The 23,936-nt window shown below is 64.2% G+C and carries 22 protein-coding genes; 16 read left to right on the forward strand and 6 right to left on the reverse strand.

Features of this window, described 5'->3' with window-relative positions; translation table 11 throughout:
• Positions 1 to 39 precede the first annotated feature (39 nt).
• Entirely contained in the window at positions 40 to 1,053 is a 1,014-nt protein-coding gene (locus tag A3840_RS11645; RefSeq protein ID WP_067456656.1) for an alpha/beta hydrolase, read from the reverse strand.
• Positions 1,054 to 1,280: 227 nt separating this feature from the next.
• Between A3840_RS11645 and A3840_RS11650 the strand changes: the two genes are divergently transcribed.
• From A3840_RS11650 to A3840_RS11660, 3 genes are all read left to right on the forward strand, one after another.
• A complete protein-coding gene (locus tag A3840_RS11650) occupies positions 1,281 to 2,285 on the forward strand; it encodes a ligase-associated DNA damage response exonuclease (RefSeq protein ID WP_067456659.1) in 1,005 nt (334 codons plus the stop codon).
• Positions 2,282 to 3,847, forward strand: coding sequence for a cisplatin damage response ATP-dependent DNA ligase (locus tag A3840_RS11655; protein ID WP_067456662.1), 1,566 nt, complete (start codon positions 2,282 to 2,284; stop codon positions 3,845 to 3,847). The genes A3840_RS11650 and A3840_RS11655 overlap by 4 nt, the downstream gene beginning before the upstream one ends.
• 121 nt (positions 3,848 to 3,968) lie before the next feature.
• Positions 3,969 to 4,280, forward strand: coding sequence for a UvrB/UvrC motif-containing protein (locus A3840_RS11660; RefSeq protein ID WP_067456665.1), 312 nt, complete (start codon positions 3,969 to 3,971; stop codon positions 4,278 to 4,280).
• Between the two features lie 90 nt (positions 4,281 to 4,370).
• On the opposite strand, the gene A3840_RS11665 is transcribed toward A3840_RS11660, so the two are convergent.
• Positions 4,371 to 4,760, reverse strand: a complete 390-nt coding sequence (locus A3840_RS11665; protein ID WP_082903841.1) for a MerR family DNA-binding protein — start codon at positions 4,758 to 4,760, stop codon at positions 4,371 to 4,373.
• Positions 4,757 to 6,463: a long-chain-fatty-acid--CoA ligase gene (locus tag A3840_RS11670; RefSeq protein WP_067456668.1), complete on the reverse strand. Its 1,707-nt coding sequence runs from the start codon at positions 6,461 to 6,463 to the stop codon at positions 4,757 to 4,759. Before A3840_RS11670 ends, A3840_RS11665 begins: the two co-directional genes overlap by 4 nt.
• Before the next feature lie 345 nt (positions 6,464 to 6,808).
• Between A3840_RS11670 and A3840_RS11675 the strand changes: the two genes are divergently transcribed.
• The 11 genes from A3840_RS11675 to A3840_RS11720 all read left to right on the forward strand — a co-directional run bounded on the left by A3840_RS11675 (position 6,809) and on the right by A3840_RS11720 (position 19,929).
• Complete coding sequence (locus tag A3840_RS11675) at positions 6,809 to 9,274, forward strand: acyl-CoA dehydrogenase (RefSeq protein ID WP_067456731.1); 2,466 nt, start codon at positions 6,809 to 6,811, stop codon at positions 9,272 to 9,274.
• 185 nt (positions 9,275 to 9,459) lie between these two features.
• Positions 9,460 to 11,421, forward strand: coding sequence for a 3-hydroxyacyl-CoA dehydrogenase NAD-binding domain-containing protein (locus tag A3840_RS11680; protein ID WP_067456670.1), 1,962 nt, complete (start codon positions 9,460 to 9,462; stop codon positions 11,419 to 11,421).
• A gap of 197 nt (positions 11,422 to 11,618) precedes the next feature.
• Positions 11,619 to 12,902 (forward strand): acetyl-CoA C-acetyltransferase, encoded by a 1,284-nt coding sequence (locus A3840_RS11685; protein WP_067456673.1) that lies wholly within the window; start codon positions 11,619 to 11,621, stop codon positions 12,900 to 12,902.
• Positions 12,899 to 13,057 (forward strand): hypothetical protein, encoded by a 159-nt coding sequence (locus A3840_RS19715; protein ID WP_165603174.1) that lies wholly within the window; start codon positions 12,899 to 12,901, stop codon positions 13,055 to 13,057. The genes A3840_RS11685 and A3840_RS19715 overlap by 4 nt, the downstream gene beginning before the upstream one ends.
• A 305-nt stretch (positions 13,058 to 13,362) precedes the next feature.
• Positions 13,363 to 14,979 carry a peptide ABC transporter substrate-binding protein gene (locus tag A3840_RS11690; protein ID WP_067456676.1) on the forward strand — a complete coding sequence of 539 codons (1,617 nt, stop codon included), beginning with the start codon at positions 13,363 to 13,365 and terminating at the stop codon, positions 14,977 to 14,979.
• 104 nt (positions 14,980 to 15,083) lie between these two features.
• On the forward strand, positions 15,084 to 16,007 hold the full coding sequence (locus A3840_RS11695; RefSeq protein WP_067456679.1) for an ABC transporter permease: 924 nt from the start codon (positions 15,084 to 15,086) through the stop codon (positions 16,005 to 16,007).
• The gene (locus A3840_RS11700) at positions 16,007 to 16,927 is read left to right on the forward strand and encodes an ABC transporter permease (protein WP_082903842.1); all 921 of its coding nucleotides are present in this window, start codon (positions 16,007 to 16,009) and stop codon (positions 16,925 to 16,927) included. Before A3840_RS11695 ends, A3840_RS11700 begins: the two co-directional genes overlap by 1 nt.
• 1 nt (position 16,928) lies before the next feature.
• Positions 16,929 to 17,912, forward strand: a complete 984-nt coding sequence (locus A3840_RS11705; RefSeq protein WP_067456681.1) for an ABC transporter ATP-binding protein — start codon at positions 16,929 to 16,931, stop codon at positions 17,910 to 17,912.
• Positions 17,912 to 18,937: an ABC transporter ATP-binding protein gene (locus tag A3840_RS11710; RefSeq protein ID WP_067456737.1), complete on the forward strand. Its 1,026-nt coding sequence runs from the start codon at positions 17,912 to 17,914 to the stop codon at positions 18,935 to 18,937. Before A3840_RS11705 ends, A3840_RS11710 begins: the two co-directional genes overlap by 1 nt.
• Before the next feature lie 238 nt (positions 18,938 to 19,175).
• A complete protein-coding gene (gene ykgO / locus A3840_RS11715) occupies positions 19,176 to 19,301 on the forward strand; it encodes a type B 50S ribosomal protein L36 (RefSeq protein WP_046105532.1) in 126 nt (41 codons plus the stop codon).
• A 250-nt stretch (positions 19,302 to 19,551) separates the two neighbouring features.
• The gene (locus tag A3840_RS11720) at positions 19,552 to 19,929 is read left to right on the forward strand and encodes a hypothetical protein (protein ID WP_082903843.1); all 378 of its coding nucleotides are present in this window, start codon (positions 19,552 to 19,554) and stop codon (positions 19,927 to 19,929) included.
• A gap of 141 nt (positions 19,930 to 20,070) precedes the next feature.
• Here A3840_RS11720 and pyk read toward each other — a convergent pair whose 3' ends face one another.
• Positions 20,071 to 21,510, reverse strand: coding sequence for a pyruvate kinase (pyk, locus tag A3840_RS11725; RefSeq protein WP_067456687.1), 1,440 nt, complete (start codon positions 21,508 to 21,510; stop codon positions 20,071 to 20,073).
• Entirely contained in the window at positions 21,507 to 22,067 is a 561-nt protein-coding gene (locus A3840_RS11730; protein ID WP_245676604.1) for a DUF1036 domain-containing protein, read from the reverse strand. The genes pyk and A3840_RS11730 overlap by 4 nt, the downstream gene beginning before the upstream one ends.
• A gap of 221 nt (positions 22,068 to 22,288) precedes the next feature.
• Between A3840_RS11730 and A3840_RS11735 the strand changes: the two genes are divergently transcribed.
• A complete protein-coding gene (locus A3840_RS11735) occupies positions 22,289 to 22,552 on the forward strand; it encodes a DUF2312 domain-containing protein (protein WP_046106295.1) in 264 nt (87 codons plus the stop codon).
• 58 nt (positions 22,553 to 22,610) lie between these two features.
• Here A3840_RS11735 and A3840_RS11740 read toward each other — a convergent pair whose 3' ends face one another.
• Positions 22,611 to 23,321, reverse strand: coding sequence for an aspartate/glutamate racemase family protein (locus tag A3840_RS11740; RefSeq protein WP_067456740.1), 711 nt, complete (start codon positions 23,319 to 23,321; stop codon positions 22,611 to 22,613).
• A 148-nt stretch (positions 23,322 to 23,469) separates the two neighbouring features.
• Here A3840_RS11740 and A3840_RS11745 point away from each other — a divergent pair, with 148 nt between their 5' ends.
• Positions 23,470 to 23,931: an Lrp/AsnC family transcriptional regulator gene (locus tag A3840_RS11745; protein ID WP_067456693.1), complete on the forward strand. Its 462-nt coding sequence runs from the start codon at positions 23,470 to 23,472 to the stop codon at positions 23,929 to 23,931.
• Positions 23,932 to 23,936: the final 5 nt, after the last annotated feature.

Below are 23,936 nucleotides of genomic sequence, written 5' to 3' on the forward strand. Positions count from 1 at the left end.
AAGCCCGGCAATGACGATGGAAAAGGGGCGGGCTGTCGCCTACTTGCTCAGCGCTTCGGCCAGATAGGGCAGGGAAATGTCCATGCGGTAATCGACGCTGGAATGATTGTCGGGGAATTCCTCGTAGCGATGGGCGATGTTCCGGGCTTCGAGCGCCTTGTGGATGCGCCGCGTGCCATAGAGGATGTTGTATTGATCCTCGGTGCCGCAATCGAGGAAGAAGGCCTTGAGCTTGGCTATGGCATCGGCATGGGTTTCGATCATGCGGGCGGGGTCCCAGGCGAGCCAATTGGCCCAGCGCTCTTCGATCAGTTCGCAGGTGTCGAGGGTGACGGGGAGGCGCAGGCCCAGGAAGGTATCGGGATCGGGATCCGGATCGAAGCTGGCGGCCTGGGCGAGGATCATCAGCACCAGGGTATCCTTGCCGTCGATCTTGGCCTTGGCCTCGAAGGTTTCGAGCCATTTCTCGATGGAATTGCCGGTCTTGGCCAGGGCCCGCAAGGTGGCGGGGAATTCGGGGATATAGAGATTTTCAAAGCCGGCATCGCCCGAATGGCTGGCCGCGGCGGCCCAGATATCGGGATGGCGCATGGCGTGGACCAGGGAGCCGAAGCCGCCCGAGGACTTGCCGAAAACGCCGCGCCGGCCGGCGCCGCCGCAGGAGAATTTCTCTTCCACCGCGGGCAGCATCTCGGCGATGAGGAAATCCTCGTAATGGCCGATGACGGGCGAATTGACATATTGATTGCCGCCCAGGCGCGAATAGCAATCGGGGAAGGCGACCACGACCGGGGCCATCTTGCCGTCGCCGATCAGCCGGTCGAGGCGCTCGGGCACGTTCTCGGTGAAGCTCTTCCAGGCCGTGTGGGCGGGGCCGCCGGCGGTGAAGCCGACGAGATCGACGAGGAGGGGCAGGCCGGACCCGTCATGGCCATGGGGCACATAGACATCGACGATACGCGTGGTGGCATCGCCCAGGCGATTGCCGGCCAGGGCCTTGCTGTCCACGCTCAGGCGATGGATGGTGCCGGGGGCATGATGGGTCTTGCGCATGTCGGTCTCCTTGGTTGGAGATGTTCTAGGCGATGGGGCGGGGATGGCAAGGGTGGGGCGCATCCCCCTCACCCGTCTCGGGCTGCGCCCGATCCACCCTCTCCCCGAGGGGGAGAGGAACAAGAGGCGTATGCCGGCCCGTTCTTCTCCCCCTTGGGGAGAAGGTGGCCCGAAGGGCCGGATGAGGGGGACTGAACCGCAGGTCTGCAAGAAACGTTGGTAGCGTCATGAACCAGCCCATCCTCACCCGCGATCTCTACGTGCCTGCCATCGATGCCTGGATCGATCCGGGCACGCCCAAGAAGCGCGCGATCATTACCCATGGGCATGCCGATCATGCGCGCAGCGGGCATGGGGCGGTGCTGGCGACGCCGGAGACCATCGCCATCATGAAGACCCGCTATGGCGAGGATTGCGCCGGACGCTTCGAGGCGTTGCGCTTCGGGGAGGCGCTGCGGATCGGGGAGGCGTTGGTGAGCCTGCATCCGGCGGGGCATATATTGGGCTCGGCGCAGGTGCGAATCGAGGTCGAAGGGCAACGGGCGCTGGTGACGGGGGATTACAAGCGCCTGCCCGACCGCACGGCCGAGGCTTATGAGCCGGTGGAATGCGACCTGCTGGTCACCGAGGCGACGTTCGGGCTGCCGGTGTTCCAGCATCCGAAACCGCAGGACGAGATCGCGCGGCTGTTGAAATCGGTGGCCGACCAGCCGGGGCGTTGCCATCTCGTCGGCTGCTATGCCCTGGGCAAGGCGCAAAGGGTGATCGCGCTCCTGCGCGATGCGGGCTGGGACCAGCCTATTTACCTGCATGGCGCGATGATCCGGCTATGCGAACTCTATGAGGAATTGGGCGTGTCGCTGGGCGAACTGATCCCGGCGACGGGCATGCCCAAAGCGGCGATGGCGGGGCAGATCGTCATCGCGCCGCCTTCGGCGATCCGCGATGTGTGGAGCCGGCGCTTTCCCGATCCGGTCGTGTGCCAGGCCTCGGGCTGGATGAGCATCAAGCAGCGGGCGCGCCAGGCGCTGGTGGAATTGCCGCTGGTGATTTCGGACCATTGCGATTGGGGCGAACTCAACCAGTCGATCATGGAAAGCGGGGCCGGCACCGTCTGGGTGACGCATGGGCGCGAGGATGCGCTGGTCTATTGGTGCAAGAAGCAGGGGCTCGAGGCCGAGCCGCTGACCCTGCCCGGGCTGGACGACGATGGCGGGGAGGGCGGCGAGTGAAGCGCTTCGCGGACCTGCTTGAATTGCTGGCCCTCACGTCGTCGCGGACGCGCAAGATCGCGGCCCTGGCGCAATATTTCGCCGAAGTGCCGGACCCCGATCGCGGGCTGGCGCTGGCGGTGCTGACCGGGGAAATGGACATTCGCAACGTCAAGCCGGCGCTGCTCAAGGAAACGGTGCTGGCCGAGGTGGACGAGACCCTGTTCGCGCTCTCCTATGATTATGTGGGGGATTTGGGCGAGACCATCGCGCTGATCTGGCCGCATCACGGGGCAGCGGACCTGCCGCGGCTGAGCGCGGTGGTGGCGCTGCTCAACGAGACGAGCAAGGCGGAATTGCCCCGGGTGATCGGCGGCTTGCTCACCCAGGCGGCGATCCATGAGCGCTGGGCGCTGGTGAAACTGGCGACGGGCGCCCTGCGGATCGGGGTTTCGGCGCGGCTGGCCAAGACGGCTTTGGCGGAGATGAGCGGGGTGGACTTGCAGGCCATCGAGGAGGTCTGGCACGGGATCAAGCCGCCCTATGCCGAATTGTTCGCCTGGCTGGAGGGCAAGACCGAGCGGCCCGAGATCGATCACAATGCGCGCTTTCATCCGCTGATGCTGTCCAATCCGATCGAGGAGCACGATTTCGAGCGGCTCGATCCCCGCGACTTCGCCGCCGAATGGAAATGGGACGGCATCCGCGTGCAATTGGTGCTGGGCAGGGATGGCGTGTCGATGTTTTCGCGCACCGGCGACGACATCGCGGCCAGCTTCCCCGACGTGGTCGAGGCGGCGATGGGCAGGGCGGTGCTGGACGGGGAATTGCTGGTGGGGCACGACTTTGAGGCGAAGAGCTTCAACGACCTGCAGCAACGGCTCAATCGCAAGGTGGCCTCGGCCAGGCAGATGAGCGAGTTGCCCGGCTTCGTGCGGGTCTATGACATGCTGTTCGACGGCGACGAGGATATCCGCGCCTTTGGCTGGGAGGAGCGACGGGCGCGGCTGGAAGCGTGGTTCGGCAAGAATCCGCAGACGCGGCTCGACCTGTCCGAGGTGCTGCCGTTCGATAGCTGGGAGGACGTCGCCCGGCTGCGGCGGCAGGGCGCGGACGAGCACGGCCATGAAGGGGTGATGCTCAAGCTCAGGACTGCGCCCTATGTGCCGGGGCGACCCAAGGGTTTCTGGTTCAAATGGAAGCGCGATCCCAATGTGGTCGATGCGGTGCTGATGTATGCCCAGCGCGGGCATGGCAAGCGCTCGTCCTATTATTCCGATTATACGTTCGGCGCCTGGCGGGGGAACGAGATCGTGCCGATCGGCAAGGCCTATTTCGGCTTTACCGACGAGGAACTGAAACAGCTCGACAAGTGGATCCGCGCCAATACGATCGGCAGTTTCGGGCCGGTGCGGGAGGTGAAGAAGGAATTGGTGTTCGAGGTGGCTTTCGACAGCGCCCAAAGGAGCGGGCGGCACAAATCCGGCATCGCCCTGCGCTTTCCGCGCATCAGCCGGATAAGATGGGACAAGCCGGCGCATGAGGCGGCGCGGATCGAGGATGTCGAGGCGTTTGTGGGGTAGCTCGCAATAGACCTCATCCTGAGCCTGTCGACGGGCGGGGTCGTGGCACGCAGTTTCGAGATGCCCGACCTCATGGTTCGACAGGCTCATCATGAGGTCTCCGAAAAGCAGGAGAAAAGCAATGTCATCGCGAAGCAATCACGCCCGGCTGGTGGCGCTGGAAAAGGAAATGGCGGCGGCGGCGGCGGCTTTCGATTTCGAGACGGCGGCGCGGCTGCGCGACGAGATGGCGCGGCTCAAGGGCGAAGATGCCGAGACCAGCGCGATCCTGGACGCGGACGGCAATGTGGTGGAAGTTTCGGTGGGACAGGCGCCGCCGGGACAGATCGGGCTCGGGTCCAATGCGCCGCTGCGCCAGCCGCCCAAGGGGTGGAAGAAACCGAAAAAGCCGGACCTGATGACGAAGAACGTGAAGGGGCGCGGGGAGCGTTGAGGCCTTAGTGCACCCGCCAAGTACGGCGGTGCGAAAGTGCAAGACCCTCGGGTCAGGCCCGAGGGTGACGACCAGTGAGTGGGGAGGCCGTCAGGATTTCACCAGCCGCTCGTCGGCCAGTTTGCGGATTTCGCGCAATTCCCGGATCGTGGTTTCGAGGTCGTCGCGCTGGCGTTCCAGCAGGGCGATGCGCTGGTCGACCTTTTCGGCGAGCAGGTGCACCTGCTGGGTGCGGTCGGCGTCGTAGAGGCTGAGATAGTCGGAGATGTCGCGCAGGGAAAAGCCCAGGCGCTTGCCGCGCAGGATGAGGATCAGCCGGGCACGGTCGCGGCGGCGGAAAATGCGGGTGGCGCCGACGCGCTCGGGCGCGAGCAGGCCCTTGGATTCGTAGAAGCGGATGGCGCGGGTGGAAATGCCGAATTCCCTGGCGAGATCGGCAATGGCGAAGAGATCGCGCCCTTCGGGTTCGATGCGGTTCACTTTTCGGCGCTCCGGCGCTGCGCATATTCCTCGCGCAGTTCCTTTTTGGAGAGCTTGCCGATCAGGGTCTTGGGCAGGGCGTCCTTGAAGATGATATCCTTGGGCATTTCGATCTTGTTGAGCTTGTCCTTGAGGAAGGTCTTGAGGTCGGATTCACTGGCCGATTGGCCGGGCTTGAGCTTGACATAGGCCACCGGCGCCTCGCCGCGATATTCGTCGGGAACGCCGATGACATTGACCTCCTCGACCGCGTCATGGGTCATCAGCGCCTCTTCGATGGTGCGCGGATAGACATTGAAGCCCGAGCAGATGATGAGGTCCTTGATGCGGTCGACGAGGAAGACATAGCCGTCCGCGTCCATGTGGCCGACATCGCCGGTGCGCAGCCAGCCCTGCATGAAGGCCTCCTTGTCGGCCTCGGGATTCTGGTAATAGCCGGACATGACCTGCGGACCCTTGACCTGCAGCTCGCCATTTTCGCCGATGCCGACCACATTGCCGCTATCGACATCCACGAAGCGCAGATCGGTGCCCGGCAGGGGCAGGCCGATGGACATGGGCCGGCCCGGCTTGCGCAAGGCGGCGCAGCAGACCACGGGCGAGGCTTCGGTGAGGCCATAGCCCTCGGCGAGGAGGGCGCCGGATTTCTTCGCGAAGGCGTGGCGCACCTCGTCCGGCAGGGCGGCGCCGCCGGAAATGGCGACCTGGAGGCTTTCCAGGTGGCGGGCGGTGACATGGTCGGCGCGGGCAAGGGCATTGAGCAGGGTGGGCACGGCGGGCAGGACATTGGCCCGGGTGCGGGCGAAGACGTCCAGCAGGGCCTTCAGCTCGAAGCGCGGCAGCATGATGACAGGAATGCCGTTGCCCAGCGGCACGTTCATGCAGACCGTCATGGCGAAGATGTGGAAGAAGGGCAGGACGGCGATGACCTTGGAGGGGGCATAGAACAGCCCGTCGCCCCATTTGTCGATCTGGCTGACATTGGCGGCGATATTGGCATGGCTGAGCAGGGCGCCCTTGGGAATGCCGGTGGTGCCGCCGGTATATTGCTGGACGGCGATATCCTTGTGCGGGTCGATGGTGGCGGCGGCGGGCTTGTCGCCGCGCTCGATGAGCTTTTCGAACGCGGCGATGGTCGCGCCATAGGCGGGCCTGGCCAGATCCTTGCGCTTGGCGATGGAGAAGAGGAGCTTCTTGACCAGCGGCAGCGCATTGGGGAAATGGGCGACGATCAGCTTTTTGACATGGCCGGCCTTTTGCAGGGCCTCGCCCTTTTCATAAATCTGCTGCAGATCGAGCGTGACCATGATGTCGGCGCCGGCATTGGCCGTGATGTGGCTGAGCTCGGGCACGGTATAGAGCGGGTTGCAATTGACCACGGTGCCGCCCGCCCGCAGCACGCCGTAATAGGCGATCGGATAAAAGGGCGTATTGGGCAGCATCAGCGCGACGCGCGTGCCCTTGGTGACGCCATATTGGCTCTGGAGCGCGCCGGCAAAGGCGAGGATTTTCTCGCCCAGTTCGCCGAACGTGGTCTTGCCGCCGAGGAAGTCGAGCGCCAGGGCGCCGGGATTCTTCGCGCAGGCGGCCAGCACCTGTTCATGCACGGGGGTGTCATCGATGGGCGAGTCCCAGACGATCCCCTCGGGGTAGCTGGCGATCCAGGGTCGCAGGCTGTCTTGACCGGCCTTCGTCGCGTCCATTCCGTTTCCTCCTCGTGGCCCCGCCAGGGCGGGTGCGTCCGGGTTTTCCCCCTATTGGTCCCGAATGACCGGAACCCGGAAACTATTCCATGGGTTTACGTTAGCGTCAATTCGTTGCCTCTGGGGCCGCGACAGGGATGCCGACAGCGTGCCCAAGCGAACGCAATGGGCGTCTAGTTGACGTATAGGTAAACTTGGGTAAAGTGCGCCTATATGCGGTCCCGGAGCGGCGCTATGCTGCGTTCGCAGGGAAAGACCGGTTCCAGCGGCGCCGGTCCGCATCAGGCAATGACGGGCATCGGCCTTGTAGCTTGCGGGGCGCTGCCGTCCGAGGAGGATGAGGGCATGACCCTTTTGCTGGTGGCGATCAGTCTCGTCATATTCGCGACCCTGGCCATGCGGGAAAGCCCGCTCTGGCAATGGGGCCTCGCCTTCGCGGCGATCGGCTTCCTGTCGGGACTGGATTTTACCCAGGACGGCGCCGTTTATGCGCTGGGCTGGTTCTCCTGGGTGCTGGTCGTGTTCGGCGTCGTCCTGCTGGTGCTGGCGGTCAAGCCGATCCGCATGGCGCTCCTGGTGCCCCCCATCTATGCGGCGGTCAAATCCATCCTGCCCCGGGTGAGCCGTACCGAACAGGAAGCGCTCGATGCCGGCACGGTGGGCTGGGATGCCGAATTGTTCTCCGGGCGGCCGGATTGGGACAAGCTCACCGACATCCGCCCGCTGACGCTGACGGCGGAGGAGCAGGCCTTTCTCGACGGGCCGACGGAAACGGCCTGCAAGATGATCGACGATTGGGATATCCGCCACAATCGCGCGGACCTGTCGCCGGAACTCTGGCAATTCTTCAAGGATAACGGCTTTCTCGGCATGCTCATTTCCAAGGAGCATGGCGGGCACGGCTTTTCGGCCCAGGCGCAATCGATGATCGTCTCCAAGATCGCCAGCCGCTCGGTGGCGGCGGGGATCACGGTCATGGTGCCCAATTCGCTGGGGCCGGGCGAATTGCTGGAGCGCTATGGCCTGCCCGAGCAGAAGGAAAAATATCTCCATCGCCTGGCCAATGGCCAGGAGGTGCCCTGCTTCGCGCTGACCGGGGTGCATTCGGGATCGGATGCAGGCGGCATGCGCGATATCGGCGTCGTGACCAAGGGTGCCTGGAACGGGCAGGAGGTGCTCGGCGTCCGGCTTTCCTTCGACAAGCGCTATATTACCCTGGCGCCCATCGCCACGCTGGTGGGGCTGGCCTTCATCCTCAAGGATCCGGACAATCATTTGGGGCGGGGCGAGGATATCGGCATTACCCTGGCGCTGATCCCGCACGATCACCCGGGCCTCGATATCGGGCGCCGGCATTTTCCGGCCCGGCAGGCCTTCATGAACGGGCCGGTGCGCGGCAAGGACACGTTCATCCCCATGGATTTCCTGATCGGGGGCACCGAATATGCCGGGCAGGGCTGGCGCATGCTGATGGAATGCCTGTCCACCGGGCGCGCCATTTCGCTGCCGGCCATCGGCACCACCTCGATCAAGGCGACGTTGCGGGCCACTTCGGCCTATGCGCGGGTGCGCCGGCAATTCGGCATCCCGGTGGGGATCATGGAGGGGGTGGCCGAGCCGCTCGGCGAGATGGTCAAGCGCGCCTATATGTTCGAGGCGGCCCGGCGGCTCACCGCCTCCATGGTGGACGAGGGGCAGCGCCCCGCCGTCATTGCCGGCCTTTTGAAATACACCACCACCGAGGCCATGCGCGACAGCATGGACGATGCCTTCGACATCCAGGGCGGCCGGGCTATCCAGGACGGGCCGGGCAATTACCTGTTCGGCGCCTATCAATCCATGCCGGTGGCCATCACCGTGGAGGGCGCCAATATCCTCACCCGCACGCTGATGACCTTCGCGCAGGGCGTGCTCAGGGCGCATCCCTATCTCCTGCGCGAGGTGCAGGCGGCGCAGAACAAGGATCGCCGGGCCGGCATCGTCGCTTTCGACGCTGCCTTTGGCGGCCATGCCAGGTTCATGTTGCGCAATATCGTGGCGAGCTTCCTGCATGGCCTGAGCAATGGCGCCTTCGCCACCGCGCCCAATGAGGGGCCGATGGCGCGCTGGTATCGGCGGTTGCATCGCTATAGCCAGGATTTCGCGCTGGTGGCGGACTGGACGACGGTGGTTCTGGGCGGGGCGCTCAAGCGCAAGCAGAAGCTCTCGGGCCGCATGGCGGACCTGTTGGGCGAGCTCTACCTGATGTCGGCCACGCTCAAGCGGTTCGACGAGGAAGGCCGGATCGCCGAGGATCGCGAGCTGGTCGATGCGATCATGGCCGATCGGGTAGCCAATATGGAGCGCATTTTCGGCGAGGTCTTCGCCAATTTCCCCAATCCGGTCTTCGCCAATGCCATGCGGTTCCTGTGTTTCCCGCTGGGCCGGCATGCCAGGCGGGCTTCGGACCGGGTCAATTACCGTTTCGTGCGCGCGGTGCTGCGGCCCGGCGCGTTCCGCGACCGGCTGACCACGGGCATCTTCGTTTCCATGGCCCCCAATGACGTGACCGGCGTTCTCGAAGATGCGTTCATCAAGGTGACCGAGGCCGAGGAGGTCGAGGCCAAGTTCGTCAAGGCGGCGCGCAAGGGCGTGATCGAGCGGCGGCTGGATCGCGACGCCATCGAGGATGCGGTGGCGGCGGGCGTGCTCAATGGCAACGAGGCCGGCATCATGCGGGCGGCGGACGAGGCGACGAACAGGGCCGTGCATGTCGATGATTTCGAAATGGACGTGCTGAAAGAGACCAAGCCGCGCGCGGCGGCGGAATAGGCGAATGGAGTGCGCGCTGTGGGTGCCGCTGCCACAGATCGTCACCCTCGGGCTTGACCCGAGGGGCCTTGCAGGTGGCGCGCGCAGTAAGAGCCCTCGGGTCAAGCCCGAGGGTGACGAGCGGTGGTTGTGAGGGCTGCCGGGCTGACGAAATAACGGCGAAAAGTCGAGATTGAGGACAAACCATGATCGCCCCACAGGCAACAGAGACGAAACATTGGCGCTTCCATACCGATCTCGAAAAGATCGGCTGGCTCACCATCCATTCGCCCGAGGGCTCGGTGAACGTGCTGAGCCGCGAGGCGATCATGGAGCTCGAAACGCTGGTGGCGCGGATCGAGGACCTGGCCGCCTCCGGCGAGCTGGTCGGGGTGGTGCTGCTTTCGGACAAGGAGAGCGGCTTCATTGCCGGGGCCGATATTTCCGAATTCGACGCGATGAGCGATTTTTCGGTGCTGCCGGAGGCGCTGAAGCGCACCCATGCTCTGTTCGCGCGGATCGAAAACCTCAAGGTGCCGTTCGTGGCCGGCATCCATGGCTTCTGCCTGGGCGGCGGGCTGGAACTGGCTTTGGCCTGCCATTACCGCATCGCGGTCAATGACGACAAAACCCGGATCGGCTTTCCCGAGGTCAATCTGGGCATCTTCCCCGGCTTCGGGGGCACCGGGCGGTCGATCCGCCAGGCGGGGCCGGTGGATGCGATGGGGATCATGCTGACCGGCAAGATGCTGCGCGCCGGCGCGGCGCGAGGACTGAACCTGGTCGACAAGCTGGTGCGCCACCGCGACATGCTGCGCTGGGAGGGCCGCAGGGCCGTGCTGTCCAAGCGCAAATCGAGCGGCGCGCCATGGTCGAAGCGGATCATGGCGCTGGGACCGCTGCGCGGCTACGTCGCCAGCAAGATGCGCGAACAGGCCGGCAAGAAGGCGCGGCAAGAGCATTATCCGGCTCCTTACGCGCTGATCGACCTGTTCGAGCAGCATGGCGACGACTGGCAGGCGATGATCCGCGGCGAGGTCGAGGCCTTCGTGCCGCTGATGGGCTCGCCCACCGCCACCAATCTGCGCCGGGTGTTCTTTCTGTCCGAAGGGCTCAAGAAGCAGGGACTCAAGGGCGCCAAATTCGCCCGCGTGCATGTGATCGGCGCGGGCGTCATGGGCGGCGACATCGCCGCCTGGTGCGCCTATCGCGGCATGAGCGTGACGCTGCAGGACCTCGACATGGCGCGCATCCAGCCGGCCCTGGATCGCGCCAAAAAGCTGTTCAAGAAGCGCTACAAGAAGAAGCACGAAGTGGATGCGGCCATGCTGCGGCTGGTGGCCGATCCGCAGGGGCTGGGCGTGCCGCGCGCCGATGTCATCATCGAGGCGGTGGTGGAAAAGCTGGATGTGAAGCAGGCGATCTTCGCCGGCGTCGAGGACAAGCTCAAGCCGGACGCGATCCTGGCCACCAATACGTCCTCCATCGAACTCGAGCGGATCGCCGAGGCGCTCAAGGACCCGGCGCGGCTGATCGGGTTGCATTTCTTCAATCCGGTGGCGCAATTGCCATTGGTGGAAGTAATCCGCTCGCGCTTCAATTCGGACGAAGCCATCGCCCGGGGTGCCAGCTTCGCGCAGGCCATCGGCAAGTCGCCGGTGGTGGTCAAATCGGCGCCGGGCTTTTTGGTCAATCGCGTGCTCATGCCCTATATGCTGGGCGCGGTGGAACGGGTGGAGCGCGGGGAAAGCAAGGAATTGCTGGATGCGGCGGCCGTCGCCTTCGGCATGCCGATGGGGCCGATCGAACTCATGGACACGGTGGGGCTGGATGTCGGCAAGTCGGTCGCGAGCGAGCTGGGCCATGCCGTGCCCGAGGACAGCCAATTCGCGCGGCTGATCGCGGCGGGCAAGCTGGGCCGCAAGACCGGCGAGGGGTTCTACAAGTGGGAGAAGGGCAAGGCGGTCAAGGGCCCGGCGCCTGCCCATGCCGACCTGGCCGGGCTGGGCCGCGAATTGGTGAAGCCGCTGGTGGACACGACCGAAGTGGTGGTGGGCGAAGGCGTGGTCGCCTCGCCGGAACTGGCCGATATCGGGGTGATCCTGGGCACGGGTTTCGCGCCGTTCCTGGGCGGGCCGCTCAAGGCGCGGAAGGACGGGCGGGCGTGATGGGCGGGATGTTCGCCGGATCGTCCCCCTCCCCCTTGAGGGGAGGGGTTAGGGGTGGGGGTTCCAGCGCCTCGGAAAGCCAGAAATTTGCTGATGGTTCAGAACCCCCACCCTCGATCCCTCCCCTCAAGGGGGAGGGAGGCGCAGGAACCGATATGCCGTATTTCCTTCACGTTCCGATGTGGGAGACCAAATAAATGACCGAACTCAAGCGTGTTGCCATTGTCGGCTCGGCCCGTATTCCCTTTGCGCGCGGTGGCACTGCCTATGTGGAGGAGAGCAATCTCTCCATGCTGGCCACCACCATTGCCGGGCTGGCGGACAAATATGGCCTCAAGGGCGAGAAGGTGGACGAGGTGATCGCGGGGGCGGTGATCAACCATTCGCGCGATTTCAACATTGCCCGCGAGGCGCTGCTCGATGCGGGCCTGTCGCCGCGTACGCCCGGCACGACGATGCAGATCGCCTGCGGCACCAGCTTGCAGGCCGCCTTGGTGCTGGCCGGCAAGATCGCCTCGGGCCAGATCGAGAGCGGCATCGCCGCGGGGGCGGACAGCGTCAGCGACAGCCCGATCGTCTTCGGACCCAAATTTCAGCATCGCCTGCTCAATGCCAATGCCGCCAAGACGGCGGGGCAGAAGCTCAAGGCCTTCAAGGGCTTTTCCTTCGGCGAGCTGGCGCCGGTGGCCCCTTCGGTCAACGAGCCGCGCACGGGGCTCTCCATGGGCCAGCATTGCGAATTGATGGCGCGGGAATGGGATATCGGCCGGGAAGAGCAGGATGCCCTGGCCGTGGCCAGCCATCGCCACGCCGCCATGGCCTATGGCGAGGGCTTCCACGACGATCTGCTGGTGCCCTGCGCCGGGCTGGTGCGGGACAATAATGTGCGCGCCGACGCCAATATGGAGAAGATGGCGACGCTCAAGCCGGCCTTCGACAAGAAAAGTGGCCTGGGCACGCTGACGGCGGGCAATTCGACGCCGCTGACCGATGGCGCCGCCGGGGTGCTGCTGGCGTCCGAGGACTGGGCGAAAGCGCGGGGCCTGCCGATCCTGGCCTATCTCACGACAGGCCGGGTGGCCGGCAACGACTTCGCTCATGGCGAGGGCCTGCTGATGGCGCCCACCATCGCCGTCTCCGAAATGCTCGACCGCGCCGGGATCGGCTTCGGCGATATCGATTATTTCGAGCTGCACGAAGCCTTCGCCGCCCAGGTGCTGTGCACGCTCAAGGCCTGGAAGGACCCGGTCTATTGCCGCGACGTGCTGGGGCGCGAAACGGTGATGGGCGAGATCGATCCAGCCAGGATCAACATCAAGGGATCGAGCCTGGCCTATGGCCATCCCTTCGCGGCCACCGGGGCCCGCATCCTGGGGCTCACGGCCAAGCTGCTGGCGGGCGAGGCCGGCAAGAAAGCGCTGATCTCGGTGTGCACGGCGGGTGGCATGGGCGTGGCCGCGCTGGTAGAAAGCGCGGCATGAGCGACAATATCATCAAGTTCCGCCGGCCCGAAAAGCAGCCCGAGCCCAAGAAGAACAAACCGCGCGGAGCCGTGCCCGGCTGGGTGCCTTTTGCCGTGCTCCTGGCACTGGCGCTGATCATCTTTTTTGTACAGGGCGGCTCCACCGGCCGCTGACGGTGACGTCTGCTTTAGTGATCCTGTTTCTTGCTGCGGGCCTGCGCTGTCCAGTTTTGGCAAGAATTTCCAAAGATCGCCGGATTCCGACAATTCCGCACCTGAAGACCCCGGTGAAACGAAATGTTCACAATCGGGCGTTCGGTGACGTTTAGGTCAATCTTTTGCTTGTCAGTGGACGGATTTGCGGGATACCGTCCATCAATCTTGACCGATGGGTAAAACCTGCGGCGAGGGCATTGAGCCGCACCCTTGGCGGTGGGGCCGCACAGAAACGAAGAATTCCACAAGGAGATGGGACGAGAATGAAGTTCACGACAGCTCTGAAGGCGGTCGCGACCGCCGGCGCCATGGCGCTGATGATGAGCACCGCCGCTTCGGCTGTGACGCTGCAGCTGCACAATGGTGGTGATCCGGGAACGCTTGACCCGCACAAGGCGTCCGGCGACTGGGAAAACCGCGTCATCGGCGACTATATCGAAGGCCTGCTCACCGAAAACCCGAGCGCCGAAGCCATTCCCGGCCAGGCCGAAAGCTGGGACATTTCGGAAGACGGCACGGTCTATACCTTCCATCTGCGTGACGGCATTCAGTGGTCGGATGGCACCCCGGTAACGGCCGGCGATTTCGTCTTCGCCTTCCAGCGCCTGTTCAACCCGGCGACCGCCGCGGACTATGCCTATCTGCAATTCCCCATCAAGAATGCCGAGCAGATCAATTCGGGCGAGATCACCGATCTCAACGAACTGGGCGTCAAGGCCATCGACGACAAGACGCTTGAGATCACCCTCAATGCATCGACCCCGTTCTTCCTCGAAGCCTTGACCCATTACACCGCCTATCCGGTGCCGCGTCACCTGGTGGAAGAGCTCGGCGACGACTGGACCAAGGTCGAGAACATCGTCGGCAACGGCCCCTATCTCGTCAAGGAATGGCTGCCGGGCTCCTATGTCCGTTCGGAAAAGAACCCGGATTATTACGACGCCGAAAATGTCCAGATCGACGAGGTCTATTACCACGTCCTCGAAGACCAGGCCGCCGCGCTCAACCGCTATCGTGCGGGCGAATTCGACATCCTGACCGACTTCCCGGCCGACCAGTATCAGTGGCTGCAGGACAACATGCCCGGCCAGGCCCACGTGACCCCGTTCCTGGGCATCTACTACTACGTGATGAACCAGGAAGAAGGCCAGGTCCTCTCCGATATCCGCATCCGTGAAGCGCTCTCGACCACCGTGGTTCGCGACGTGATCGGCCCCGATATCCTGGGCACCGGCGAATTGCCGGCCTATGGCTGGGTCCCGCCCGGCACCGCCAACTATGTCGAGAACGCCTATCACCCCGAATGGGCCGACGTTCCCTATGAAGAGCGCGTGGAAAAGGCCATTGGCCTGATGACCGAAGCCGGTTACGGCCCGGACAATCCGCTGACCCTGCAGCTGCGCTACAACACCAATGACAACCACCAGCGCATCGCCGTGGCGATCGCCGCCATGTGGGAGCCGCTGGGCGTGAAGGTCGAGCTGTTCAACGCCGAAACCGCCGTGCATTACGATGCGCTGCGCGCCGGCGACTTCCAGGTCGGCCGTGCCGGCTGGCTGCTCGACTATAACGATCCGTCCAACACGCTCGATCTGCTCAAGACCGGCGTGAGCCAGGACGGCACGATGAACTGGGGCAACAATTACGGCCGCTATTCGAACGCCGAATATGATGCGCTCATGACTCAGGCATCGACCGAGCTGGATCTGGAAGCCCGTGGCGAGCTGCTCGCCCAGGCCGAAAAGATCGCCATGGACGAGTTCGCTGCGATCCCGATCTACTGGTACGTGTCCAAGGACGTCGTGTCGCCGAAGATCTCGGGCTTCGAAGAGAACCCCAAGAACATCTTCCGCACCCGCTGGCTCTCCAAGTCGGAATAAGCGGTAAGAAAATCGAGACCGTGGGGGCCACCTGGCCCCCACGGTTCTTTTGTCCGTGCAGCGCCCGGCCCCCGTCCCGCGCTCCGGCCAAGGAGTCCTGATCCATGTTGGCTTATGCCTTTCGGCGCGTGCTCTCGGCGATCCCGATTGCACTGATCGCCGTCACAGCCTGTTTTTTCATCCTGCGCCTGGCCCCCGGCGGCCCCTTCGACGGGGAGCGCGCCCTGCCGCCGACCGTGCTGGCCAATCTGCGCGCGCACTACAATCTCGATCAGCCGCTGATCAACCAGTATTTCATCTATATCTGGCGCCTGCTGCACGGCGATCTCGGTCCCTCCATGGTGATCGATGGCTTCAATGTGAGCCAGCTGATCGCCATCGGTTTTCCGTTCACGCTCACCATGGCGCTGACCGCCTTCGTCATCGCCACCGCGATCGGCATGCTGGCCGGCATGGTGGCGGCGGTCTACCAGAACAAATGGCCCGATTACGTGCTGGTGCTGGCGGTGATGATCGGGGTGCTGATCCCCAATTTCCTCATGGCGGCGCTGCTGCAGCTCTGGTTCGGCGTCTATCTGCGCTGGTTCCCGGCCGGCGGCTGGGTCAATGGCAGCTGGTGGCACCTGGTCCTGCCGGTCACGGTGCTGGCCTGGCCGCATGCGGGCCGCATTTCGCGGCTGATGCGCGGCTCGATGATCGAGGTTCTGGGCACCAATTACGTGCGAACGGCGCGATCCAAGGGGCTGGGTGAGCGGCTGGTGCTGGCGCGCCACGCGATCAAGCCGGCCCTGCTGCCCGTCGTCTCCTATCTGGGACCGGGCCTGTCCTATCTCCTCACCGGGTCGCTGGCGGTCGAACAGATCTTCGGCCTGCCCGGCATCGGCAAATACTTCGTCACGGCCGCGCTCAACCGCGACTATGGCGTGGTTCTGGGAACCACCATTCTCTACATGTTCATCATTCTCGCTCTCAACCTGATCGTCGACCTCGTCTATGCCTGGCTCGATCCCAAGGTGAGGTATCGCTGATGCCCGGGATCACTGGAAAGGACCAGGTGCTGACGGCCTATGCCAACAAGCTGGCCAGCCTGGACGCCCCCAAGGGCCGCTCGCTGACGCAGGACGCGCTCTATCGCCTGGGCCGCAACAAGGCGGCCGTGTTCTCGATCGTGCTCCTGGTGCTGATCGTGGTCGTCGCCTTTGCCGGCCCCTATTTGGTGCCCTGGGGCTATTCGCAGGTCGACTGGAGCAATATCCGCAAGCCGCCGGATTTCGATGCGGGCCATTTCCTGGGCACCGACCAGAACGGCCGCGACATGCTGGCCCGCGTGCTGCAAGGCACGCAGATGAGCCTGATCGTGGCCTTCGTGGCCACGCTGGTCTCGGTCAGCATCGGGGTGGTCTATGGCGCGGTCGCCGGCTATTTCGGCGGCCGGGTCGACGCGATCATGATGCGCTTCGTCGATATCATGTATGCGCTGCCCTATATCCTGTTCGTCATCATCCTGGTGGTGATGTTCGGGCGCAACCCGGTGCTGCTCTTCGTAGGCATCGGCGCCATCGAATGGCTGACCATGGCGCGTATCGTGCGCGGGCAGACCTTGTCCATCAAGGAGAAGGAATTCGTGGAGGCGGCGCGGGCCAGCGGGGTGAAGCCCTTCTTCATCATCATGCGCCACATCGTGCCCAATCTGACCGGGCCGGTGGTGATCTATGCCACGCTGACCATCCCCGAAATCATCATCGCCGAGAGCTTCCTCTCCTATCTCGGCCTGGGCGTGCAGGAGCCGCAGACCTCGCTGGGCACGCTGATCTCGGCGGGTGCGCCGGTGGCCGAAGTCATGCCGTGGCTGCTGCTGGCGCCCGCGGCGGTGCTGATCACGCTGCTGTTCTGTCTGACCTATATCGGGGACGGACTGCGCGATGCCCTCGATCCAAAGGATCGCTAACATGAGCAAAGTACTCGAGGTCAACGACCTCAGCGTCACCTTCGCCCTGCGCAATTCCGAAGTGCGGGCGGTCAACGATCTGAGCTTCACGCTGGAGGCGGGGGAAACCCTGGCCGTGGTGGGCGAAAGCGGGTCGGGCAAGAGCCAGGCCTTCTTGTCCATCATGGGCCTTCTGGCCCGCAATGGACGCACCACGGGCACGGCGATGATGGGCGACATCAACCTGGTGGGCATGCGCACCAGTCAGCTCGATCATATCCGCGGCAAGGACATCGCCATGATCTTCCAGGATCCGATGACCTCGCTCAATCCCAGCCTCAGGGTGAAGACGCAGCTTTCCGAAGTGCTGGTCAAGCATCGCGGCTTCGACAAGGACAAGGCGACGCGCGCGGCGGTGGAAATGCTGGAGCGGGTCGGTATTCCCGAGCCGGCCAAGCGGGCCAATGCCTATCCGCACGAAATGAGCGGCGGCATGCGGCAGCGCGTGATGATCGCCATGGCTCTCTTGTGTCAGCCGAAAATCCTCATCGCCGACGAGCCGACCACGGCGCTCGACGTCACCGTGCAGGCGCAGATGCTGGACCTGTTCAAATCGCTGACCGACGATTTCGGCACCTCGCTGGTGCTGATCACGCACGATCTGGGCGTGGTGGCCGGCGTCGCCGACCGCATGATGGTCATGTATGGCGGGCGCGCGGTGGAAAAGGGCAATGTCAACGAGCTGTTCTACGATCCGCGCCATCCCTATACGCTGGGCCTGTTGCATTCGACACCGCATATCGCCCATCGCGCGGCGCGGCTCGACCCGATCAAGGGCCTGCCGCCGAGCCTGGAACACCTGCCCAAGGGCTGTTCGTTCAATCCGCGCTGCGATTTCTGCTTCGACCGGTGCCTCGAAGAGCGCCCGCCGCTGATGCCGCTCGCGGGCGGCCGCGAAAAGGCCTGCTTCTACGAAGGCCCCCTCCAGACCCGTAAGGTGGCGTGATGATGGAGACCCAAGCAAACCTGCTCGAAATCCGCGATCTGAAGAAAACCTTCTCGATCGCGACGGGCCTGTTTTCCCGCAAGCTGACGCTGACGGCCTTGTCGGACATCAATTTCAATGTCCGCCAGGGCGAGACGCTGGGCATTGTGGGCGAGAGCGGCTGTGGCAAGTCCACCTTGGGCCGCTGCATCCTGCAATTGATCAGCCCCGATGAGGGGCAGGTGCTCTGGCTGGGCCAGGATCTGACCCGGGTGCCGGCCGAGCAGATGCGCAAGCGTCGCGCGGACCTCCAGATCATTTTCCAGGACCCGCTGGCCTCGCTCAATCCGCGCATGACCGTGGGCGAGATCATCGAGGACCCGCTCAAGGCGCTCAAGCCCGACCTGAAGAAGGCGGAGCGGCGGGCGCGGGTGGTCCGGGTGATGGAGGCTGTCGGCCTGCTGCCGGAAATGATCAACCGCTATCCGCACGAATTCTCGGGCGGCCAGGCGCAGCGCATCGGCATTGCCCGGGCGCTGATCACCGAGCCCAAGCTCATCGTCTGCGACGAGCCGGTTTCGGCGCTGGACGTGTCGATCCAGGCGCAGATCCTCAACCTGCTGGCCGAGCTCAAGGACGAGTTCGGGCTGACCCTGGTGTTCATCTCGCACAATCTTTCGGTGGTGCGGCATGTGTCCGACCGCATCCTGGTGCTCTATCTGGGGCGGATCGTGGAACTGGCCAGCGGCGACGAAATCTATGAGGATCCGCGCCATCCCTATACGCGGGCGCTGTTGACGGCGGTGCCGATCCCCGATCCGAAACTGGCGCGGCAGCGCAATATCGATGCGCTGAAGGGAGAAATTCCCTCGCCGATCAATCCGCCCTCCGGCTGTGCCTTCCGCACACGCTGCCGCTTCGCCAAGCCGCAATGCGCCGAGATCAGGCCGCCGCTCGAAACCATCGAGGGCGGGCGGCTGGTGGCCTGTATCCGCTGGCGCGAAATCCAGGGCGAGCGGGTGATCGAGGCGGCCGGAACCGCCTGAGCGATCGCCTGTTCGTCCGCCGGCTCCCGCCGGTCCCGGGCGCCCATGCCGCGCATGCGGCAGCGGCCGGGGCCGGCAATGGCGTGAAGATGAGCCCTTGCCGTCGCTCCGGCGATAACGTGTTGCAAAAGGGGAAAACCCGGTTGCTGGCGCGTTGACAGGGCGGGTCATTTCCCCTATTACGAGCCCAGTTTTCGGGCGCCTTGGCGCCCCTTTTGTTTGACCGAGGATTAAGAAGATGAAGATCCGCAACTCGCTGAAGGCGTTGATGACTCGCCACCGCGCGAACAAGCTCGTCCGCCGCCGCGGGCGCGTGTACATCATCAACAAGGTGGACAAGCGCTTCAAGGCCCGCCAGGGCTGAGCGCTCGCGCTTGAATATCGAAAAAGGCCCGCGCCATCGGCGCGGGCCTTTTTCTTTGCGCGGAATTGATCGGAATTTTATCTATTAACTAGAATATTGCCTTGTGATTTCAACGCGTTGCGGTGGCCCGTCGAGCTGTTAAGACTCCGCCGCCGGCAGAATCCGGCAAGCGTCACTACGGTCGCTTCGCCAGGATGGCGTCTCGGCCCGATCAAGCGTCTTATCCATGTTTCCTAGCCGGACGATCAGCTTGGCCATCGATCGGCCCTGCCCGGATGTCTATGCCTTTCTCTCCGATCCCGGCTCGCTGGTCCTGTGGACCGGCGGCCTGATCCATGCGCCGCTATTGCCGGCCGGCAATGCGGTGTGGACCACCCGGTATGAAGGCAAGAGCGTCTCGATCCGGTTCACGCCGCCCAATGATTTCGGCGTGCTCGATATCCACCTGAGCGGTCCGGACATAGCGGAGCGATATTATCGGGTACGGGTCTTTCCCAATGGCGAGGGCACCGAATTATGCTGCACCCTGTTGCAGCGCCCCGACGAGGACGACGCCCATTTCGCCTCGGAATGCGAATGGCTCCGCGTCGATCTCAAAGTGCTCAAGAGCTATCTGGAAGTGCGGTAGCGGGGCGGGAAAGCCGCAGAGAACTTCCCTCTTGAAGTGAAGCGCTCCAGCACTCCAGGAAGTGCCAACCCGCGCGAACAAAAGGCCCTCTTCCTCCTGTCAGGTGGGAGAGGGCCTTTTGTCGCGTTCGGCGGAAAGCGTTCAGCTCGAGCCGGCGCCGTCTTGGCGGACGAAGGCGATGCGCAGCATATTGGTGGCGCCGGGCGTGCCGAGCGGCACGCCGGCAGTGATGGCGATGCGATCGCCGGGGCGGGCAAAGCCTTCCTGATAGGCGATGACGCAGGCGCGATCGACCATGTCCTCCAGGTTCACCGCGTCCTCGGTCTGCACGCAATGGATGCCCCAGACCACCGAGAGGCGGCGAATGGTGCGCAGATTGGGCGAGAGCGCGATGATCGGCTTGCTGGGCCGCTCGCGGGCGGCGCGGATGCCGGTGGAGCCGGAAGCGGTGTAGGTAAGGATGGCGGCCAGGTCGAGCGTTTCGGCGACCTGTCGGGTCGCCGCCGAAATGGCGTCGGCGGCGGTGGCCTCCGGCTCGGTCTGGGCGGCGCGGATGATGTTGCGGTAATTGGCATCGCCTTCGACGGCGATGGCCACCTTGTTCATGGTGGCGACGGCCTCGACCGGATACTGGCCCGAGGCGCTCTCGGCCGAGAGCATGACCGCATCGGCGCCTTCGAAGACGGCGATGGAGACGTCCGACACTTCGGCGCGCGTGGGCACCGGGGCGGTGATCATGGATTCGAGCATCTGCGTGGCCACGACCACCGGCTTGCCATAGCGGCGGCACATGCGGATCATGCGCTTCTGCAGGCCCGGCACGGTTTCGAGCGGCAGTTCGACGCCCAGGTCGCCGCGCGCCACCATGATGGCGTCGGAGAGCTTGACGATCTCTTCCAGCCGCTCGATGGCCTGCGGCTTTTCGATCTTGGCCATGACGCCGGCACGGCCCTGCACGATCTTGCGGACATCGATGATGTCCTCGGGGCGCTGCACGAAGGAAAGGGCGATCCAGTCCACTTCGGCCTTGAGCGCTTCGAGCAGGTCCGCATGGTCCTTCTCGGTCAGCGCGCCGGTGGGCAGGAGCGTATCGGGCAGGGAAACGCCCTTCTTGTCGGAGAGCTTGCCGCCATAGATCACTTCGGTCTCGATGGCGCCGCCGCCGACCTTGGTGGCCTTGAGCTGGAGCTTGCCGTCATCGAGCAGCAGGCGATCGCCCACCGAAACGCTCTCGATGATCTCGGGATGGGGGAGGTAGACGCGCTCGGCATTGCCCTGGTCGTCGTTCTGGCTGTCCAGGGTGAATTTCTGCCCGGCGACCAGGTTGACGGCGCCCTCGGCGAATTTCCACACGCGCAGCTTGGGGCCCTGCAGGTCGGCCAGGATGCCGATCGGGTGCTTGAGGCGTTCCTCGACGCGGCGGATACGGGCCACGGTCTGGTGCAGCAGCTCGTGGCTGGCATGGCTCATATTGATGCGGAAGACGTCCGCGCCCGCCTTGGCCAGCTCCTCGATCATGTTCTCCTCGTGGCTGGCGGGCCCGAGGGTGGCGAGGATCTTCGCGCGTCTGATCCGTCTCATTGGGTATCCATATCGTCTGGCGTTGGGAGGGCGTCGGGGTCGACCAGGAAGGCCGGGTCTTCCAAATCTTCTTCCAGGTCCGGTCCGACGACGCTGGGCACGCCCGCATTTTCGGTGAGCTGGAGCGTCCAGTCGGTCCGGTTCTGTGTATCGATTTCAAAGAACCCGGTGCGCTCATAGCCCCGGGCGAGGCAATCCTCAACCCCGAATATTGTGAAGGTTTCATCACGGGTGCACATGAAAATCTCGCCGGCCCAGGCGCCGCCGCCGATATCGTCCACCGCATGCAGGTAATAGAAGCGGCTCTGCAAGTCGCCCTGGTAGAGCACGCGGCAATCGCCGGGCGGGGTCTGCCACCAGCCCTCGCTCATCCAGCCACGCTCGGCCCGATAGCCCAGGGCGACGGAAATGAGATTGGCCGTCTGGTTGCAGACGCGCAATTCGGCGTGAGCGGGCACGGTAAAGGCGGCGAGGCCGCTAAGGGCGGCGACAAGCAGGGTCGGAACAAGACGGATGCTGCGCACGGAAAAGCCGGAAATCATTGCAGGAAGTGCCATTGTTTGAGCCGATGGAGGGGGCGAGGTCAATGGCTAATGGGCCTCTTTGACGGAATTGGGGGCATGCGGCCAGCCAGGGTGCCGGCCCTGATTTCCCATTGTGTGGATTGGCCCATAAAAGGGTTGAACCGGGCCGGTGCTTGGGGTTGATGGGGCGCGAGGGTTTTTGAGATTTTCCCGATCCGCCGTCCGGCCGGGTCGTCTGCATGAAGAGGTTTGCCATGGCCGTTGAGGATAGCGTCGCGCAGGATCAGCTGCGCGCATTCATCGAGCGCATCGAACGGATGGAAGAAGAAAAGGCGGCCATCGCCGCCGACATCAAGGAAATCTATGCCGAGGCCAAGGGCACCGGCTTCGATACCAAGGTGCTGCGCAAGATCGTGTCCATCCGCAAGCAGGACGCCAATGAGCGTATGGAGCAGGAAGCGCTGCTCGAGCTCTATATGTCGGCCCTGGGCATGGTGGAAGCGCCGCCCGAGCGCTGAGCGCCCCTCGCACCGAACAGCAAAACGCCCGCGACAGCGGGCGTTTTTGTTGGCGGGTCTAGGCGGCCTGTTCCAGGTCGTCGGCCAGGGCGAACCGCACCGCCGCATCGGCGTGGATGGCGGTCGAGTCATAGCCGGGCAGGGTGAGGCGCGCCGGATCGAGCAGCAGCGAGATTTCGGTGCAACCCAGGATGACGGAATCCACGCCCCGGTCGCGGGCCCGCTCGATGATGTCGAGATAGGCGGCGCGGGAGGCATCGCATATCCGGCCCTGGCAGAGTTCGTCGAAGATGACGTCGTGCACCACCTGCCGGTCGGCGCTGTCCGGCACCACGACATCGAGGCCCAGTTCCCGCATGCGCTCGGTATAGAAGCCGTGTTCCATCGTATAGCGTGTCGCCAGCAGCAGCGGACGCTTGCGGCTATCGGCCCGCAGGGCGGCGGCGGTTTCGGTGATGATGTCGATCAGCGGCACGCCGGCCATGGCGGCGACGGGGCCGGCCACCAGATGCATGGTATTGGTGCAGATCAGGACGCAGGACGCTCCGGCCCTGGCCAGGCCCGCGGCGGCATCGCCTAGCAGCGCGCCCGCCTCGTCCCAGCGATCGGCCTTCTGCAAGTCGACCACGCGGGTGAAATCGAGCGAGCGCATGGCGATCTCGGCGGAGTGCAGGCCGCCGCGCTGCTGGCGCACCTGTTCATTGATGCGCCGATAATAGACGGCGGTGGATTCCCAGCTCATGCCGCCGATCAATCCGATTGTCTTCATTGCCATGTCCTCCGTGCTGGAGACCAGTCTGGCGCGATTGTCGAGCAATCGGCGGGCGCAATGGGGCGCTTGATTATGGATTTGCGCATCAAGAATGCGTAAATTATAGAGTTAGCGCCAGATTATTGCGCAGAAGGGACGAGCCGCGATGCTGGATGAGCGCGATCGCAAGATTCTGAGCCTGTTGCAGGCGGATGCCGACCGGCCGGTCAACGAAATCGCCGATGCCGTGGCCCTGTCGGCTTCGGCCTGTTCGCGCCGCATCGCGCGGTTGCGCGAGGAGGGCTATATCCTGCGCAGCACCCTGGAGCTCGACCGGGGAAAGATGGGCTTGCCAACCACGGTTTTCGTCATCGTGCGCACCGGCAGCCACGCGGCCGATTGGCTGGAGAAATTCCATGCCGCGGTCGCCACCATTCCTGAAATCGTCGAGGTGCACCGGCTGACCGGCAATTTCGACTATATCATCAAGATCGTGCTGCCCAATGTGGAGCATTACGACGTGGTCTATAAGCAATTGGTGGGCCGCATCGAGCTGTTCGACATGTCGGCCTATATCTCGATGGAGACGGTGAAGGCATCGCGGGGATTGCCAACGCATTATGCGTGAGGGGG

Origin of the sequence: Devosia elaeis, from assembly GCF_001650025.1 — a bacterium.
Lineage (GTDB): Bacteria > Pseudomonadota > Alphaproteobacteria > Rhizobiales > Devosiaceae > Devosia > Devosia elaeis.